The organism is Amycolatopsis sp. NPDC104863, assembly GCF_055582965.1.
This window is the reverse complement of sequence record NZ_JBVJOW010000001.1, coordinates 1,836,845-1,851,992: the sequence shown is the minus strand read 5'-3', so window position 1 is coordinate 1,851,992 and position 15,148 is coordinate 1,836,845. Positions and strand designations below refer to the sequence as shown.

Genomic DNA, 15,148 nt, shown 5'->3' with positions numbered 1-15,148 from the left:
GGCTCCCTACTCCACGGCGCCGTTCTGGGTCAGCAGCGTCTGGTACCAGGCGTCGTACGGGTGGTTCGTCGCCGGGTAGCTCGCCAGCGGTGTGGTCGCCTGGCTCGCGGAGTCGAAGTCCCAGCCGCGGACCAGCTTGCCGGAGCCGCGGGCCGCGGTGATGAACGCCGACTCCGTCGCGGGCGCGCCGTAGAACAGCGCACCTTGCTGGAGCTCCGCGCTGTCGCCCTTCTGGAACTCGTCGAACGCGACCTGCCGGTAGCGGATCCGGTCACCGGCGACGCTCGCGGTGTCCACGCGCAGGGTGTTCGACGGCGTCGGGCCGTCCGCGCCCGTCCACACCTTCACCCGCCGGCTGCCGTTCGTGGCGACGTCCTTGGCGAACCGTGCGTCGGAGGTCTTGGTGTTGCCGGTCCACGAGACCGTCGTGCCCGCCAGGGTGCCGTTCCAGGCCCAGTTCTGGCTGGTGCTCTGGCTCTGGTGGATCTCCCGCAGGTGGGTGCCGTCGGTGAACGCGACGGTCGGCAGCACGCCGTTGTCGTACTGCCGGCTCGCCTGCCAGGTGATCTCGCCGTCCGCGCCGAGCTTGCCGACGTGCGACCAGAGCGTCGACGCGCTCTGGGACTGGTGCACCTCGACGAGGTCGCCGTTGTCGTTCAGCGCCACCGCCGGCGTCTGGCCGTTGTCGTACTTCCCGTGCCGCAGCCAGGTGATGCGCCCGTCGGCGCCGTACGTGCCGGTCCAGTACCAGAGCGCGCCGGCGCCCGAGTCGTGCACCTCGACGACCTGGCCGCGGCCGTTGAGCGCGACCGCCGGGTGGGAACCGACGTCACGCTTGTACTCGGCACGCGTCCCGGCGTCGCCGGACAGCAGCGGCAGCACCCGCCCGCGCAGCGCGTCGACCGTCGGCTGGCCCGCCGGGTAGTCCTGCGCCCGCAGCAGCCGGCTGCCGAACACCGACTCCAGCTCCTGGTTGACGGCGGTGAGGTTGCCGGCCGCGTAGGAGGTGTTGTCGGTCAGGTTGTCCTTGAGGTCGAGCATCACCACGATCGGCGCGGCCGCCGGGTGCGCCGCCGACCACGAGTTCACCGTGGCCAGCCAGTCGCGCAGGTTGTTCGACGCCGGGTTGCCGCCGCTGTGGTCGACGGCGTTGCCGGGCGAGTCGTGGCCGACGCCGTAGTCGTGGTTCGTCGCGTAGCCGTTGTCGTGCACGTCGAGCTCGATGAACCGGACGCCGTGGTCGAGCTGGTAGGCGATGGAGCTCTTCGCGCCGTCGACGTTGCCCGAGTAGCTGTTGTGGGTAGCCCGGAACACCGAACCGGTGAAGGGCGGGCTCGCGGCCTCGGCCGTGCCGGCGGTGAGCAGCGCGGCGGCGGTGATCGCGGAGACGGCCAGAGCGGGCAGTCGGGTCATCCTCGGGTCCTCACGTCGGCGAACGGGACTCGCCCCATCCTGGCCGTCCGAGCGGGACGCTGTCTCGAACTCCGGTGGAACGTCGTGGAACGGCCGTGGAACGCCCAGGAGGTGACAACCGGTTTTTCGAGGGAGGAAAACACCATGACCCACACCGGCGAACCCGGGGCGGCCCAGCCGCCCGCCGCGCCCAAGAAGTCGAAGCGGCGCCAGAAGATCGTGCTCACCGTGTTCCTGGTCGTCGTCGCCGCGATCCTCGCCCTGGTCTGGGTGGCGACCCGGGACAACGGCGAGAACGCGCAAGCCGGCAACTGCGTCACCGAAAGCGGCGAGAACTACGTGAAGATCGTCGACTGCGGCGCGGCGAACGCGACGCTGAAGGTCGTCGCGCGGATCGAGGACAAGACGCAGACGGAAGCGCAGGTCAGCGCGTGCACCGCCTACCCGGACGCGGACCAGGTGTTCTGGGAGGGCAAGGAGGGCCAGACCGGCGTGGTGCTCTGCCTGGCGAAGACCGGCAAGTAACCCGTGGCGGCCGGGAAGTTCTCGTTCACCGGGTCCGGCGGGCTACGGGTCTCCAGCGGCGGGCGCACACTCGCCGCGGCGGGGGACGTGATCGTGATCGGGGACCGGGTCTTCCGGCTGGCCGAGGTCGACCGGGTCGCCTACGCGGCGGCGGCCCGGCCGCGCCAGGCCAGCTACGCGCTCGGCCTGGCCGCGGGCCCGGTGCGCGGCCGGTTCGTCTTCGACGCGTTCGGCCGGGGCGGCGAACTGGACGACGCGCGCGAGACCTGGCGGCGGCTGGTCGAACTGGTCGAATGCGCGGCCTGCCCGCGGATCGCCGGCGCCGCGGCAGACGCGATCACCGCCGGCGCCACCGCCCGGTTCGGCCGGCGCCCGCGGATCGACGCCGACGCCGAGGGCCTGCGCCGCTGCCGGTGGTCCGGGAAGAAGGTGCCGTGGGCGGCGGTGCTCGGCACGGACCTGCGCGCGGGACAGGTGCGCGTGTGGACCGGCGGCCCGGAGCCGGCACTGGCCACCGGGATGGGCGGCTGGAACGCCGTCGTCCTGCCACGGGTCGCCGGAATCATGCTCGGGCGGGAAAAAGAATCACCGGGAAATCAATGATCACGATTTCCCGTTAATGGACGGTAAATGCTCACGGAATGAAAGATCGAATGTCCGTTCTGTCGTGTTCGCCGCGCCATTCGGCGATTAATGCGAAATCGCCGCGCGGATCCGGTACTCCACCGGGCCGTGCGTGGTCATTATCCGTGGAACAGGTGTGCGCGGACACCGGAAAGCCGCGAGGCACGGGGAGGCAGTGGGTGTGGGGACGAACTGGCCGCTGGTCGGCCGCGACGAAGAACTGACGGCGGCGCGCCGGGCGCTGGCCGACGCGGAGGTGTGCGGCCTGCTGCTGACCGGGCGCGCCGGCGCCGGCAAGACCCGGCTGGCCAAGGTGCTGCTGGCCGAACTGGCCGCCGGGGGCGCGCGCACGCATTGGGTGCGCGCGATGTCGTCGGCCTCGACGATTCCATTTGGCGCTTTCGCGCATCTGCTGCCCGGGGGCACGGAAGGCCCGGCGGACCGCGCGCACCGGCTCAACCAGGTCGCCGGCCACCTCACCCGCGGCGCCGAGGGACGCCGGCTCGTGCTGTGCGTCGACGACGCACACCTGCTCGACGACCTCTCGGCGACCCTGGTGCACCAGCTGGCCGCGACGGCGTCGGCATTCGTGATCGTGATCGCGCCGCACGGCGTGAGCGTGCCCGACCCGGTGTTCGCGCTGTGGAAGGACCGCGTCGCCGAGCGGCTCGACGTCCGGGAGCTCACCCGGCCGCAGACCACCGAGCTGGTCACCGCCGCGCTGGGCGGCCGGCTCGACGACGGCGCCGAGCACCGGCTCTGGCACCTGACCCTCGGGAACCCGCTCTTCCTGCGGGAGCTCGTGCAGGGCGGGCTCGACAGCGGCGAGCTGTCGGCCCGGGACGGCGTGTGGCGGTGGAGCGGCGCGCTGCGGGCGACCCCGCGGCTGGTCGAGTTGATCGAGACCCGCACCGACCGGGTCGACGCCGACGAACGGCGGCTGCTGGAGCTGCTCGCCTTCGGGGAGCCGCTGGGCAGCGAGCCCCTCGTGCGCCTCGGCGCCGGGCGGGTCCTCGCCACCACCGAGCAGGCCGGGCTGGTCGTCTCGGAACGCACCGGGCGGCGGCTGAACGTGCGGCTCGCGCACCCGCTGTACGCGGAGGTGATCCGGCGCCGGACGTCACCGCTGCGCCAGCGTGACACCTACCGGATCCTCGCGCAGACCCTGGACCTCACCGGCGCCCGGCGCGCCGAGGACAAACCGCGGCTGGTGCGGTGGCGCCTGGCCGCCGGGCTGCCGACCGACCCGCAGCTGGTCCGGGCCGCGGCGGAGACGTTGCTGCGCAAGGACTTCCCGCAGGCGGAACAGCTGGCGGCGGAGGCCGTCCGGATGGGGGGCGGGTTCGGGGCGAAGTTCCTCCTCGCCCAGGTCCGGGTGGCCGGCGGCCGCCACGCCGACGCCGACGCGCTGCTCGCCGAGCTGGCCGGCGAGACGGTGTCGGACGCGCAGCACGCCCGCGTCGCCGCGACCCGGGCGCTGAACCTGGCGTTCGGGCTCGGCCGCGCGCCAGAGGCCGAAGCCGTGCTGGACACCGCGGAGACCGGGGTGTCCGGGACCGCGGACGACCTGGTGACCGCCCGGGCGGCGCTGCGGGCGGCCGCGGGTGAGCCGCGGACCGCGCTCGACCTGCTCGGGCCGGTGCTGGACCGCAACCGCCGCGGTGATCCGCTCCGGCTCGCGGCGCTGGTGGTCGCGGCGGACGCCCTCTCGGAATGCGGACGCACCGAAGCGTGCCTCGGCGTCGTCGAAGAGGGAATGGCCGTGGCTTCGCGGATTTCGGACGCTTGTGCGCCCGGGGCGAGGGTCCGGCTGGAGCACGCGCGGATCGTCGCGCTGTGCCGGTCGGGACGGCTCGAAGAGGCCGAAGACCTGGCCGGGGAGGGCTACCGGGACGCGGTGGGGGACCGCTGGGGCCCGGCGCTGGCCGGCGCGGCGGCGTCGCTGGGCACGGTGGCGCTGGCGTACGGGAACATCCGGGCGGCGATCCGCTGGTTGCGGGAGGCGTTGGCGGCCGAGGAGCACGACCAGCCGCACGCGTTCCGGCCGGCCGTCGTGGCGGCCCTGGCCCGCGCGACGGCGATGGCCGGCCGCGCCGAGGAGGTGCCCGGCCTGCCCGCGGATCCTCTCGGCGGGTGGAGCCGCGCCTGGCTGGCCGCCGCGCGAGGCGAGCTGTCGCGCGCCAGAGAGCTGGCCGCCGAAGCCGCGGCGACGGCGGAGGTGGCGGGCCGGCTCGCGGTGGCCGCCGAGATCCGCCACGACCTGGTCCGCTTCGGCGCGGGTTCGGACTCCTTCGGCTCCCCGGGCGGCACGCTGGGGGCGCTCTACTCCGCGCACGCGCGGGCAGCGTCCGCAACGGAACTGGACGAGGTGGCAACGGGTTTCGCCGACACGGGCGCACGTCTGCTGGCAGCGGAGGCATCGGCCGAGGCGGCCCGAGCCCACCGCGCGGCGGGCAAGCTCGGCAGCGCGGCGACGTCGGCCAACCGCGCGCGGGCGTGGCTGGCGTCCTGCGAGGACGCGGCGACACCGGCGTTGGCCCTATTGGACACACCGCTCGACCTCACGGTCCGCGAGCTGGAGATCGCCCGCCTGGTGGCCACGGGCCTGACAAGCCGCGCGGTCGCGGACCGGCTCGTGGTTTCGGTGCGGACGGTCGACAACGTCCTGCACGGCGTCTACGCGAAGCTGGGTATTTCCGGCCGCCGCGAGCTCGCTTCGGTGGTGGGCCGCCCGGAGGGGAGTAGTCCCGGCGACGGTCCTTAGGTAGCCCGCGCCGGCCGCGGCCGCGAAGCCGAGTAGCGCGCTACTCATGACCGGAGGGGCTCGCGGCCCAAGACTGGATGACAACGGAGGGGCATCGGCTTCACCGATCCGAAGAGCAGGAGTGCACACGATGACGACTTCATCGGGCGACGTTTTCCAGAACGAGCAAGGAGCCGGTGGGAGCCAGTTCAACGAGCAGGCTTCCACGGGTGGGGGTTCGGGGAGCATTTTCCAGAACGAGCAGGGTTCGGGGGGTTCCGGTGGGGACCAGTTCAACGAGCAGGCTTCGACTGGTGGTCGTGGGGACATCTTCCAGAACGAGCAGGGTTCCGGCGGGCACGGTGGGGACCAGTTCAACGAGCAGGCTTCGACTGGTGGTGGTCGCGGGGACATCTTCCAGAACGAGCAGGGCGCCGGCCGCGGCGGGAACCAGTTCAACGAGCAGGCTTCGGCCGGTCACCACGGTGACGTGTTCCAGAACGAGCAGGGCTCGGGCGGTCACGGCGGGGACCAGTTCAACGAGCAGGCCTCCACCGGCGGCGGCGTGGGAAACATCTTCCAGAACGAGCAGGGTTCCGGTGGCCACGGCGGTGACCAGTTCAACGAGCAGGCCTCAACTGGTGGTGGTCGCGGGGACATCTTCCAGAACCAGCAGGGTTCCGGTCACGGTGGCAACCAGTTCAACGAGCAGGCTTCGACCGGTGGCAGCGGCAGCATCTTCCAGAACGAGCAGGGTTCCGGCGGTCACGGTGGCAACCAGTTCAACGAGCAGGCTTCGACTGGCGGTGGTCGCGGCGACATCTTCCAGAACGAGCAGGGTTCCGGTGGCCACGGTGGGAACCAGTTCAACGAGCAGGCTTCGACCGGTGGCAGCGGCAGCATTTTCCAGAACGAGCAGGGTTCCGGCGGTCACGGTGGGAACCAGTTCAACGAGCAGGCTTCGACCGGTGGCAGCGGCAGCATTTTCCAGAACGAGCAGGGTTCCGGCGGTCACGGCGGGAACCAGTTCAACGAGCAGGCCTCCACGGGCGGTCACGGCAGCATCTTCCAGAACCAGCAGGGCGCCGGCCACGGCGGCAACCAGTTCAACGAGCAGGCCTCGACCGGCGGCCACGGCAACATCTTCCAGAACGAACAAGGCGCCGGCGGCGGGAACCAGTTCAACGAGCAGGCCTCCACGGGCGGCCACGGCAACATCTTCCAGAACGAGCAGGGCGCGAGCGGCCACCACGGCGGAAACCAGTTCAACGAGCAGGCGTCCACCGGGCACCACGAGAGCCACGAGCACGACCACCACCGCCACGACGAGCACCACCAGGAGCACCACGCCGACCACCACCACGACGTCGAGCACTACTGAGCGGACATCCGGTAAGGACTGAGGAGCGGTCATGCAGGAGCCGAGCGGCGGGGGAGCCATCGCCCTCGACACACTCGACCTCGCGGTCAAGGGGGCGCGGGCCTACGGGCGGGACGATCTCGTCCGCAGGCTCACCGACGCCCGGCGCCTGCTGTCCGAACCGGACGTCACCGTCTACGTCGTCGGGGAGTTCAAGCAGGGCAAGAGTTCTCTCATCAACGCCCTGCTGACCGCCAAGATCTGCCCGGTCGACGACGACATCGCGACCGCGGTGCCGACCGTCGTCCGGTTCGCGCCGGAGTCCGGGGCTCTGGCGACCTACGAGCCGGCCGACCCTTCGTCGCCGCCGTGGACCGAGCGGATCTCCCTCGACGACCTGCCGACCCACGTGAGCGAAGCCGGGAACCCGGGGAACGTCCGGAAACTGAAGTCGGTCACCGCGTCGATCAGCCGCCAGCTGCTTTCCGGTGGGCTGGTGCTGGTCGACACCCCCGGCGTCGGCGGGCTCGGCTCGCTGCACAACGCCGTCACCGTCAGCTCGCTGCCGCGGGCGCACGCCGTCCTCTTCCTCTCCGACGCCTCGCAGGAGCTGACCGGCGCCGAGCTGCGGTTCCTCCGGACGGTCAAGGAGCTCTGCCCGAGCGTCTTCTTCGTCCTCACCAAGATCGACCTCTACCCGCAGTGGCGGCGGATCCTCGAGCTCAACGCCGGCCACCTCGAAGCCTGCGGGATCACCCTCGACACCGTCGCGGTCTCCTCGGAGCTGCGGACCGTCGCGGCCCGCTCGGCCGACCAGTCGATGAACGTCGAGTCCGGCTTCCCGCAGCTGGTCAAGCGCCTGCAGGGGGTCGTCGGGGACGCCGAGCGGTCCGCGCTGAACGCCGTCGGGCTGCACGTCGGGTCCGCCGTCGGGCAGCTGCACGCCGCCCTGCGCGCCCGCCGGACCTCGCTCGCCCACCCCGAACAGTCCGCCGCCCTCGTCACCGAGCTCGGCCGGGTCAACGACCGCGTCGACGCGCTGCGCAGCCAGTCCGCGAAGTGGCAGCAGCTGCTCTTCGACGGCTTCGCCGACATTTCGTCCGATGTGGACTACGACCTGCGCGCCCGCTCCCGCGGGGTGCTGCACGAGGCCGAAGAGGCCATCGAAGACGGCGACCCCGCCAAGAACTGGGACGAGTTCGAGAAGTGGCTGCGACAGCGCCTCGCGAACGAGACGCTCGAGAACTACGCGACGTTCGTCAAGCAGGCCCGCCACCTCGCCACCCGCGTCGCCGAGCACTTCGAGCTCGCCGAGTCGCAGGCCGTGCTGCCGCGCGAAGTCCAGGCGCCGGTGAAGGTGGTCGAGGAGATCGACATCGACTCGTCGTTCACCGGGGTCAAGACCCGCGGCGCCACCGGGATGGCCGCGTTCCAGAAGGCCTACAGCGGTTTCCTGATGTTCTCGATGCTGACGAAGATGGCCGCGCTCGCCATCCCGACCCCGTTCGGCGTCGCCGCCGGCCTGCTCATGGGCCGCTCCGGGTTCGTCGATGAACGCAAGCGGCAGCTGGAGAAACGCCGCGGCCTGGCCAAGACCGCCGTGCGCCGGTTCGTCGACGAGTTCAACCTGCAGGTCGGCAAGGACTCCCGCGACGCGATGCGGACCGTCCAACGAGAGCTCCGCGACGCCTACAGCGCGCGGGTCGAAGAACTGCAGCGGTCCCTGACCGAAGCTCTGGCCGCGGCCAAGAAGGCCGTCCTCGACGACGAGTCCGAGGCGGGCGAGCTCAAGCGGCTGGAGGCCGACATCGAAGCCCTCGAGGTGCTCGCGCGCCGCGCCGACGAGCTCACCCTGCGCAGCGCGCCGCAGTCCCGGCCGGTTCCGGCGGTGACCCGATGACCACGCTCTACCTCCAGGTCCGCGGCTTCGTCGCCCGCGCCTGCGCCGGGTACGCCGGCACCCCCGCCGAGCCGATGCTGCGGCAGATCGCCGGCCGGCTCGCCGAGCCGCTGCGCGTCGCCATCGCCGGGCGCGTCAAGGCCGGGAAGTCGACCCTGCTCAACGCGCTCGTCGGCCAGGAGCTGGCGGCGACGGACGCAGGCGAGTGCACCCGCGTCGTCACCTGGTACCGCAACGGCCCGACCTACCGGATCATGCTGCACCCGGTGCGCGGGATGCCGCGCCAGCTGCCGTTCGGGCGCCTGTCCGGCACGCTCGGCCTCGAGCTGGGCCTGCCGCCCGGCGACGTCGACCGGCTCGTCGTCGACTGGCCGTCGCCCGCCCTGCGGGTGATGACGCTGATCGACACGCCCGGGCTCGGCTCGGCGCGCCCGGCGGTGTCCGAACGCACCGAGGTGGCGCTGGTCCCCGAGGGCGACGGCGTCGGCACGGCGGACGCGGTGATCTACCTGATGCGCCACGTCCACGGCGACGACGTCCGGTTCCTGGAGGCCTTCCACGACGACCCCGCCCAGCGCCGCCCGGTGAACACCATCGGCGTGCTGGCCCGGGCCGACGAGGTCGGGCACGCCCGCGTGGACGCGCTGGACTCGGCGGCGAAGATCGCCGGCCGGTACGCCCGCGACTCGCGGGTCCGCGGGCTCTGCCAGACCGTCGTGCCGGTCGCCGGCCTGCTGGCCAGCTCGGCCGCGACGCTGAAGGAGTCGGAGTACCGCGCGTTCCGGGTGCTGGCCGCCGCGCCGGAGGCCGACGTGGCCGGGCTGCTGACGTCGGCCGACAGGTTCGCCCGCGGGGAGTCCGAAGTGGACGTTCCGGCCGCCGAACGCGCCGAGCTGCTGGCCCGCTACGGCCTCTTCGGCGTCCGGCTGTCGGTCGAGCTGACCCGCGGGGGCCTGGTGACCGGCGCGCGGGCGCTGTCGGGGGAGCTGCTGGCCCGCAGCGGCCTGCACGGCCTGCGCTCGCTGCTGACCACGCAGTTCGCCGCCCGGGCCGACGTGCTCAAGGCGCGGTCGGCGCTGCAGGCGGCGGAGCTCGTGCTGCGCGCCTTCCCGGACCGCACCGGCGGCCTGCTGCACGAGTGGGAGCGGATCGTCGCCGGCGCCCACGAGTTCGCCGAGATCCAGCTGATCGACTCGATCCGGCTCGGCGTGGTCCTGTTCACCACCGACGAGGCTCGCGACGCGGAACGGCTGCTCGGCGCGGCCGGGGTGGACGCGGCGAGCCGGCTGAACCTGCCGGGGAACGCGGGCCGCGCCGCGGTCCGGCAGGCGCTCGGCGCGCAGCTGCTGAGGTGGCAGCGGCGCGCCGAGCACCCCGCGTCGCCGCGTGACGTCCGCGAGGCCGCCCGTGTCCTGGTCCGCACCTGCGAAGGAATCTTGCTCAGCGAAGCCCGGGCGGAGGTCTTGTCGTGACCGAACTGCCGAAGAAGATCAAGCGGGCGGCCACGGCCGTCGCCGGCGCCGTCGCCTCCGAAGTCGCCGGCAACCTGCTGACGCCGGGCGCGAGCCAGCCCCCACCGCCCCCGCCGCAGCCGGAACCGGCCGCCGCGGAGACTGCCCAGGACAGCGGCCACGAGTACGTGCCGCACGTCGAGACCAGCACCGTCACCCGCGGGGAGAACGGCTCCGTCGAGGCGCAGACCGGCACGGTCTGGCACCCGGAGACCACCGAGGGCACACCGCTGGAGGACCTGCCGACCGTCGAGGAGTTCGAGCAGATCGACGTCCGTGAAGACGAGTTCGGCAACTTCGTCATCGACGCGACCGAGCGGTTCGTGGTGCACAACCACGGCCACGACGAGGTCTACGTCGACCACCAGCACCTCGTGGTGCCCGGCGACGGGACCCCCGGCGACACGGACATCGACATCGTCCAGGACGCCGACGTCGTGATCCACGAGAACCCCGACGGCACGATCACCGTGGAGCACCAGGGTTCGCTGACCTACGAGCTGACCCCCGACGCGCCGGGGCACGGCGACATCGAGGTGTTCCAGGAGGAGACCGTCGTGCTCGACGAGGCCGAGACCGGCCCGCCGGGGATCGAGGTCGAGGTCGGCGTGGACGAGCAGGCCCGGGCCGAGGACCCCTTCGGCGAGCCGGCCGGGCCGACCATCCACCAGACCGAGGTGATCACCGACAAGGCCCGCGGCACCACCGTGACCGCGTCGGTCACCGCCCCGGCGCCGTCGCTGCCCGGGCCGCCGGCGTCGCCGGTCGTCACCTTCGCCCGTCAGCCGTCCACAGTGGACACCGCGCCGGCGGCCGTCGAGACGACGATGGCGGCGTCGGCCACGCTCGCCGAGCACCCGGCGCCGCGGCACAGCTTCGCGACCGAACGCGAACCCGCGCACCACGACGCCGGCGAGGTGACCGGCTCGCGTCCGCCCGCGGCGGAGAAGCACCCGTTCGAGCCGCCCCGGCACCACGAGCCGGAAACACGCGGCGTGCCGGACGAACCGCCACCGGAACCACCGGAGCCGGTGGACCCGCCGCCGCCCGAAGACCACCACGAACACCAGGACCACCACGAACACCCCACGCACGCCGAGGAACCGGAGCCGGTCCCGGACGAGCACCCGACTTTTGACCACGCGCACACCGCCGGCGGAGGCTGACATGGGTTACGGACTGGGCATCGACCTCGGCACGACCTTCACGGCCGCCGCCGTCGACAGCGCCGGCCACGTCGAAATGGTGTCGCTCGGCGACCGCACCGCGGCGATCCCGTCGGTGATGCTGCTGCGCGCCGACGGCGGGGTGCTGGTCGGGGACGCGGCGAGCCGGCGCGCGGCCGTCGAGCCGGACCGCGTGGCGCGCGAGTTCAAACGGCGCCTCGGCGACCCGACACCGGTGCTGCTGGGCGGCGCGCCGCATTCGGTGGCGTCGCTGATGGCGCACCTGCTCGGGTACGTCGTGCGGACGGTCGCCGGGCAGCAGGGCGGCCGGCCCGACCGGATCACGCTCACGCACCCGGCGAACTGGGGGCCGTACAAGCGCGAGCTGTTCGAGCAGGTGCCCCGGCTGACCGGGATCGACCACGTCGGGCTGATCACCGAGCCGGAGGCCGCGGCGGCCCACTACGCCGCCCAGGAACGGCTGGAGGACGGCGCCGTCGTCGCGGTCTACGACCTCGGCGGCGGCACCTTCGACGCGACCGTGCTGCGCAAGCGCGGCGGCGGCTTCGAGATCCTCGGCACCCCGGAAGGGATCGAGGGGCTCGGCGGCGTCGACTTCGACGAAGCCGTGTTCGGGCACGTCGACCGCGCGCTCGACGGGAAGCTGTCGCAGATCGACCCCGACGACGCCGGCGCGGTGGCCGCGGTCGTCCGGCTGCGCCAGGAGTGCGTGCTGGCCAAGGAAGCCCTGTCCGCCGACACCGAGACCGCCGTCCCGGTGCTGCTGCCGACGGTGCAGACCGAGGTGCGGCTGACCCGCGGCGAGTTCGAGGAGATGGTCCGCCCGTCGATCACCGCGACGATCGGGTCGCTGCACCGGGCGTTGCGCTCGGCGAACCTCCGGCCGGCCGACCTCGGCGCGGTGCTGCTGGTGGGCGGCTCGTCGCGGATCCCGCTGGTGTCGCAGCTCGTGTCGGCCGAGCTCGGCCGGCCGACCGCGGTCGACATCCACCCGAAGTACGGCGTCGCGCTCGGCGCCGCGGCACTGGCGTCCGGGCGGTCCGGGCTGGTGCAGGCGACGCGATCACAGCCGGCGCTCCGGCCGGTGCCGCCGCCCGACGTCGTCCGCGTGCCGGCGCCGCGGGAGGAGACGCGCGAGATGGCCACGCCGGGGTTCGGCGCGGGTGCGCCGCCGCCGTCGCTCGGGCGCGGCAAGTCCGACACCGCGAGCCCCGGCCGGCGGGCTTCCCGCCGGGGCGTGGTGGTCGGCCTGTGCGCGGTCGCGGTCGTCGCGATCGGCGGGGTGGCCGTCGCGGTGAGCAGCTCGGGCGGAACCCCGTCCGGGACGACCCCGCCGGCGTCGAGCTCCGCGACCGAGACGCCGACGCTGGTGACCCTGCCGTCGCCGGAGGACTCGCAGCCGGCGCAGGTGACGGTCGTGCCCCAGCACACGAACCCGCCGGCCACGACCCGGCGCAAGACCCCGCCGCGGACGACGACGCCGACCCGCACGACCACCCCGACCACGACCACCACGCCGACGACCTCGACGAGCGCGAAGCCCACGACCTGAGCCCAGGATGTGAGAAGTTTTCCAACCCATGGAGTGAAGAGGCATGACCGGGCGTTGACCCGCACCGCCGGGTGAGCGCAAGTAGGACCGGTGATCACTCTCCGGCCGGCGCCGGCGCGGCCCACGACGGGCGCCCGGCAGCTCGCGCTCCTCGCCGCGGTGCAGGTGTGCGCGATGAGCGTCTGGTTCTCGGCGTCCGCGGTGGTTCCGGCGCTGCGCGCGGAATGGGGCCTCTCCCGCGAACACACCATCCTGCTCACGGCGGCCGTCCAAGTGGGCTTCGCCTGCGGCGCCGTGGTTTCGGCCGCCCTGAACCTCGCCGACCGCGTCCGGCCGCAGGTGCTGATCGCGGGCAGCGCGCTGCTGGCGGCGGGCGCGACGGCGGTGCTGCCGTGGTGCGCCGGCGCGCACGGGGTCGTCGTCCCGCTGCGGTTCCTGACCGGCTTCGCGCTCGCCGGCGTCTACCCGGTCGGGATGAAGGCCGTGGTGTCGTGGTTCCCGCGGCGGCGGGGGACCGCGCTCGGCGTGCTGCTGGCCGCGCTGACCGTCGGGTCGGCGTTGCCGAGCCTGCGGTCCGCGCCGGCTTCCCTGCCGTGGCAAGCCGTTCTGCTCTGCTCGGCCGCGCTGGCGACGGCCGGGGCGGGGATCTCGGCGGTGTTCGTCCGGCCGGGCCCGGACCTGGCCCCGGCGCCGCCGTGGCAGCCGCGGCACCTGCTGCGGATGGCGGCCGACCGCCGTCAGCGGCTGGTGTGCCTCGGCTACTTCGGCCACATGGGGGAGCTCTACGCGCTGTGGGCGTGGCTGCCGGCCTACCTCGCCGCGACCGGCGGCCCCGGCGGGCTGACGACGTTCGCCGTGATCAGGCTGTGCGGGGCGGCGGGCTGCGTGCTGGGCGGTGTCCTGTCCGACCGCTGCGGCCGCGTGGTGGTCGCGACGGCGGCCATGCTCGTCAGCGCGGGCTGCGCCCTGCTGTCGTACCCGGCCGCGGGCGCCGGCCTGCTGCTGCCGGTGCTGCTGGTCTGGGGTGTCGCGGTGATCGCCGACTCGGGCCAGTTCTCCGCGGCGCTCGCGGAAACGGCGGACCCGCGCTACGTCGGCACCGCGCTGACCGCGATGACGGCCTTCGGGTTCCTGCTGAGCGCGGGCACGATCCAGCTGCTGCCGCTGGTGGCCGACGCCGTCGGCTGGCGTGCCGCGGTGCCGCTGCTCGCCGTCGGGCCGCTGCTCGGTGCGGCGGCGATGGCCCGCCTGCGCCGGTAGCCTCGCGGACATGGTGGCAGAGCACGTGATCGTGACGTCCACGACCGATTCCGAAGCGGCGGCCCGGGAACTGGCCGCCGCGGCGGTGGCGGAACGGCTGGGGGCGTGCGCGCAGATCGTCGGCCCGGTGACCAGCGTCTACCGCTGGGAGGGCGAGGTCCGCAGCGACCAGGAGTGGCGCGTGGAGATCAAGACGACCGCCGCCCGGGTGCCCGCGCTGACCGCACGGCTCGGGCAGCTGCACGGCTACGACCTCCCGGAGATCATCGCCACGCCCGTCGAAGGCGGCAGCGCCGAATACCTGGCCTGGGTGACCGCCGAAACCGGGAACGGTGGTTAGCTGATCGGCATGGACGACCTCAGAACCCGCTTCGAGACGCTGACCACCGCCCACCTCGCGGACGCGTGCATCCGGGCCGGGCTCCCGGTCCGCTGCGCCCCGGCGACGACCCGCGCGGTGGAACCGGGCAGCCGCCTGTTCGGCCCGGCCGTGCCCGCCCGGCACGTCGGCAGTGTCGACGTCTTCCTGGAGGCGTTCGAGAACGCGGCCGCGGGCGGGGTGCTGGTGGTCGACAACGGCGGCCGCCTCGACGAAAGCTGCGTCGGCGACCTGGTGGTGCTGGAGGCCCGCGCGGCCGGGCTCGCGGGGGTCGTCATCTGGGGGCTGCACCGCGACACCGCCGACATCCGCGCCATCGGCCTGCCGGTGTTCAGTCTCGGTTCGCTCCCCACCGGCCCGCTGAGCCTCGGCCCGCGGGTCGACGGCGGACTCGACGAAGCGGTCGTCGGCACCTGGCGGATCGGGCCCGCGGACCTCGTGCTCGGTGACGACGACGGTGTCCTGTTCGTCCCGCTCGACCGCGCCGGCAAGCTGTTCACGCTCGCCGAGGGCATCCGTGACACGGAACGCCGCCAGGCCGACCGGATCCGCTCCGGCGAGCCGCTGCGCGACCAGGTCCGCTTCCGCGACTTCCTCGCCGCGCGGGAAACCGACCCAGCGCTGACCTTCCGCGCGCACCTGCGTGCCGTCGGCGGCGCGATCGAGGAGTGAGCGTGTAACCGCGCCGGCACCG

At 73.2% G+C, this 15,148-nt stretch carries 13 protein-coding genes; 10 read left to right on the top strand and 3 right to left on the bottom strand.

Annotation, left to right across the window (positions count from 1 at the left end; genetic code table 11):
• Window positions 1-6 precede the first annotated feature (6 nt).
• Window positions 7-1,413 carry a PI-PLC domain-containing protein gene (locus ACZ63J_RS08195; RefSeq protein WP_465398610.1) on the bottom strand — a complete coding sequence of 469 codons (1,407 nt, stop codon included), beginning with the start codon at window positions 1,411-1,413 and terminating at the stop codon, window positions 7-9.
• 144 nt (window positions 1,414-1,557) lie between these two features.
• Here ACZ63J_RS08195 and ACZ63J_RS08190 point away from each other — a divergent pair, with 144 nt between their 5' ends.
• The 3 genes from ACZ63J_RS08190 to ACZ63J_RS08180 all read left to right on the top strand — a co-directional run bounded on the left by ACZ63J_RS08190 (window position 1,558) and on the right by ACZ63J_RS08180 (window position 5,326).
• Window positions 1,558-1,938 carry an LppU/SCO3897 family protein gene (locus ACZ63J_RS08190; protein WP_465312376.1) on the top strand — a complete coding sequence of 127 codons (381 nt, stop codon included), beginning with the start codon at window positions 1,558-1,560 and terminating at the stop codon, window positions 1,936-1,938.
• 3 nt (window positions 1,939-1,941) lie between these two features.
• Window positions 1,942-2,541: a hypothetical protein gene (locus tag ACZ63J_RS08185; protein WP_465336789.1), complete on the top strand. Its 600-nt coding sequence runs from the start codon at window positions 1,942-1,944 to the stop codon at window positions 2,539-2,541.
• Between the two features lie 202 nt (window positions 2,542-2,743).
• Window positions 2,744-5,326, top strand: coding sequence for an AAA family ATPase (locus ACZ63J_RS08180; protein ID WP_465398609.1), 2,583 nt, complete (start codon window positions 2,744-2,746; stop codon window positions 5,324-5,326).
• Window positions 5,327-5,465: 139 nt separating this feature from the next.
• Here the strand turns inward: ACZ63J_RS08180 and ACZ63J_RS08175 are convergent, their stop codons facing one another.
• Together ACZ63J_RS08175 and ACZ63J_RS08170 are read right to left on the bottom strand one after the other, a co-directional pair.
• On the bottom strand, window positions 5,466-5,912 hold the full coding sequence (locus tag ACZ63J_RS08175) for a hypothetical protein (protein ID WP_465398608.1): 447 nt from the start codon (window positions 5,910-5,912) through the stop codon (window positions 5,466-5,468).
• A gap of 27 nt (window positions 5,913-5,939) precedes the next feature.
• Window positions 5,940-6,680: a hypothetical protein gene (locus ACZ63J_RS08170; RefSeq protein WP_465439367.1), complete on the bottom strand. Its 741-nt coding sequence runs from the start codon at window positions 6,678-6,680 to the stop codon at window positions 5,940-5,942.
• 37 nt (window positions 6,681-6,717) lie between these two features.
• On the opposite strand from ACZ63J_RS08170, the gene ACZ63J_RS08165 reads away from it, so the two are divergent.
• From ACZ63J_RS08165 to ACZ63J_RS08135, 7 genes are all read left to right on the top strand, one after another.
• Entirely contained in the window at window positions 6,718-8,565 is a 1,848-nt protein-coding gene (locus ACZ63J_RS08165; protein WP_465398606.1) for a dynamin family protein, read from the top strand.
• The gene (locus ACZ63J_RS08160; protein ID WP_465398605.1) at window positions 8,562-10,037 is read left to right on the top strand and encodes a dynamin family protein; all 1,476 of its coding nucleotides are present in this window, start codon (window positions 8,562-8,564) and stop codon (window positions 10,035-10,037) included. Before ACZ63J_RS08165 ends, ACZ63J_RS08160 begins: the two co-directional genes overlap by 4 nt.
• Complete coding sequence (locus ACZ63J_RS08155) at window positions 10,034-11,242, top strand: hypothetical protein (protein ID WP_465398604.1); 1,209 nt, start codon at window positions 10,034-10,036, stop codon at window positions 11,240-11,242. Before ACZ63J_RS08160 ends, ACZ63J_RS08155 begins: the two co-directional genes overlap by 4 nt.
• Window position 11,243: 1 nt before the next feature.
• Complete coding sequence (locus tag ACZ63J_RS08150; protein ID WP_465398603.1) at window positions 11,244-12,815, top strand: Hsp70 family protein; 1,572 nt, start codon at window positions 11,244-11,246, stop codon at window positions 12,813-12,815.
• A gap of 90 nt (window positions 12,816-12,905) precedes the next feature.
• Window positions 12,906-14,075 (top strand): MFS transporter, encoded by a 1,170-nt coding sequence (locus ACZ63J_RS08145; protein ID WP_465398602.1) that lies wholly within the window; start codon window positions 12,906-12,908, stop codon window positions 14,073-14,075.
• A gap of 10 nt (window positions 14,076-14,085) precedes the next feature.
• The gene (gene cutA / locus ACZ63J_RS08140; RefSeq protein WP_465336776.1) at window positions 14,086-14,415 is read left to right on the top strand and encodes a divalent-cation tolerance protein CutA; all 330 of its coding nucleotides are present in this window, start codon (window positions 14,086-14,088) and stop codon (window positions 14,413-14,415) included.
• A 9-nt stretch (window positions 14,416-14,424) separates the two neighbouring features.
• Entirely contained in the window at window positions 14,425-15,126 is a 702-nt protein-coding gene (locus ACZ63J_RS08135) for an RraA family protein (RefSeq protein WP_465398601.1), read from the top strand.
• Window positions 15,127-15,148: the final 22 nt, after the last annotated feature.

Excerpts from the sequence above, each read along its gene's own strand:
- ACZ63J_RS08195 (WP_465398610.1), bottom strand. The coding sequence starts at position 1,413 with ATGACCCGACTGCCCGCTCTGGCCGTCTCCGCGATCACCGCCGCCGCG.
- ACZ63J_RS08190 (WP_465312376.1), top strand. The coding sequence starts at position 1,558 with ATGACCCACACCGGCGAACCCGGGGCGGCCCAGCCGCCCGCCGCGCCC.
- ACZ63J_RS08165 (WP_465398606.1), top strand. The coding sequence starts at position 6,718 with ATGCAGGAGCCGAGCGGCGGGGGAGCCATCGCCCTCGACACACTCGAC.
- ACZ63J_RS08160 (WP_465398605.1), top strand. The coding sequence starts at position 8,562 with ATGACCACGCTCTACCTCCAGGTCCGCGGCTTCGTCGCCCGCGCCTGC.
- ACZ63J_RS08150 (WP_465398603.1), top strand. The coding sequence starts at position 11,244 with ATGGGTTACGGACTGGGCATCGACCTCGGCACGACCTTCACGGCCGCC.
- cutA (WP_465336776.1), top strand. The coding sequence starts at position 14,086 with ATGGTGGCAGAGCACGTGATCGTGACGTCCACGACCGATTCCGAAGCG.
- ACZ63J_RS08135 (WP_465398601.1), top strand. The coding sequence starts at position 14,425 with ATGGACGACCTCAGAACCCGCTTCGAGACGCTGACCACCGCCCACCTC.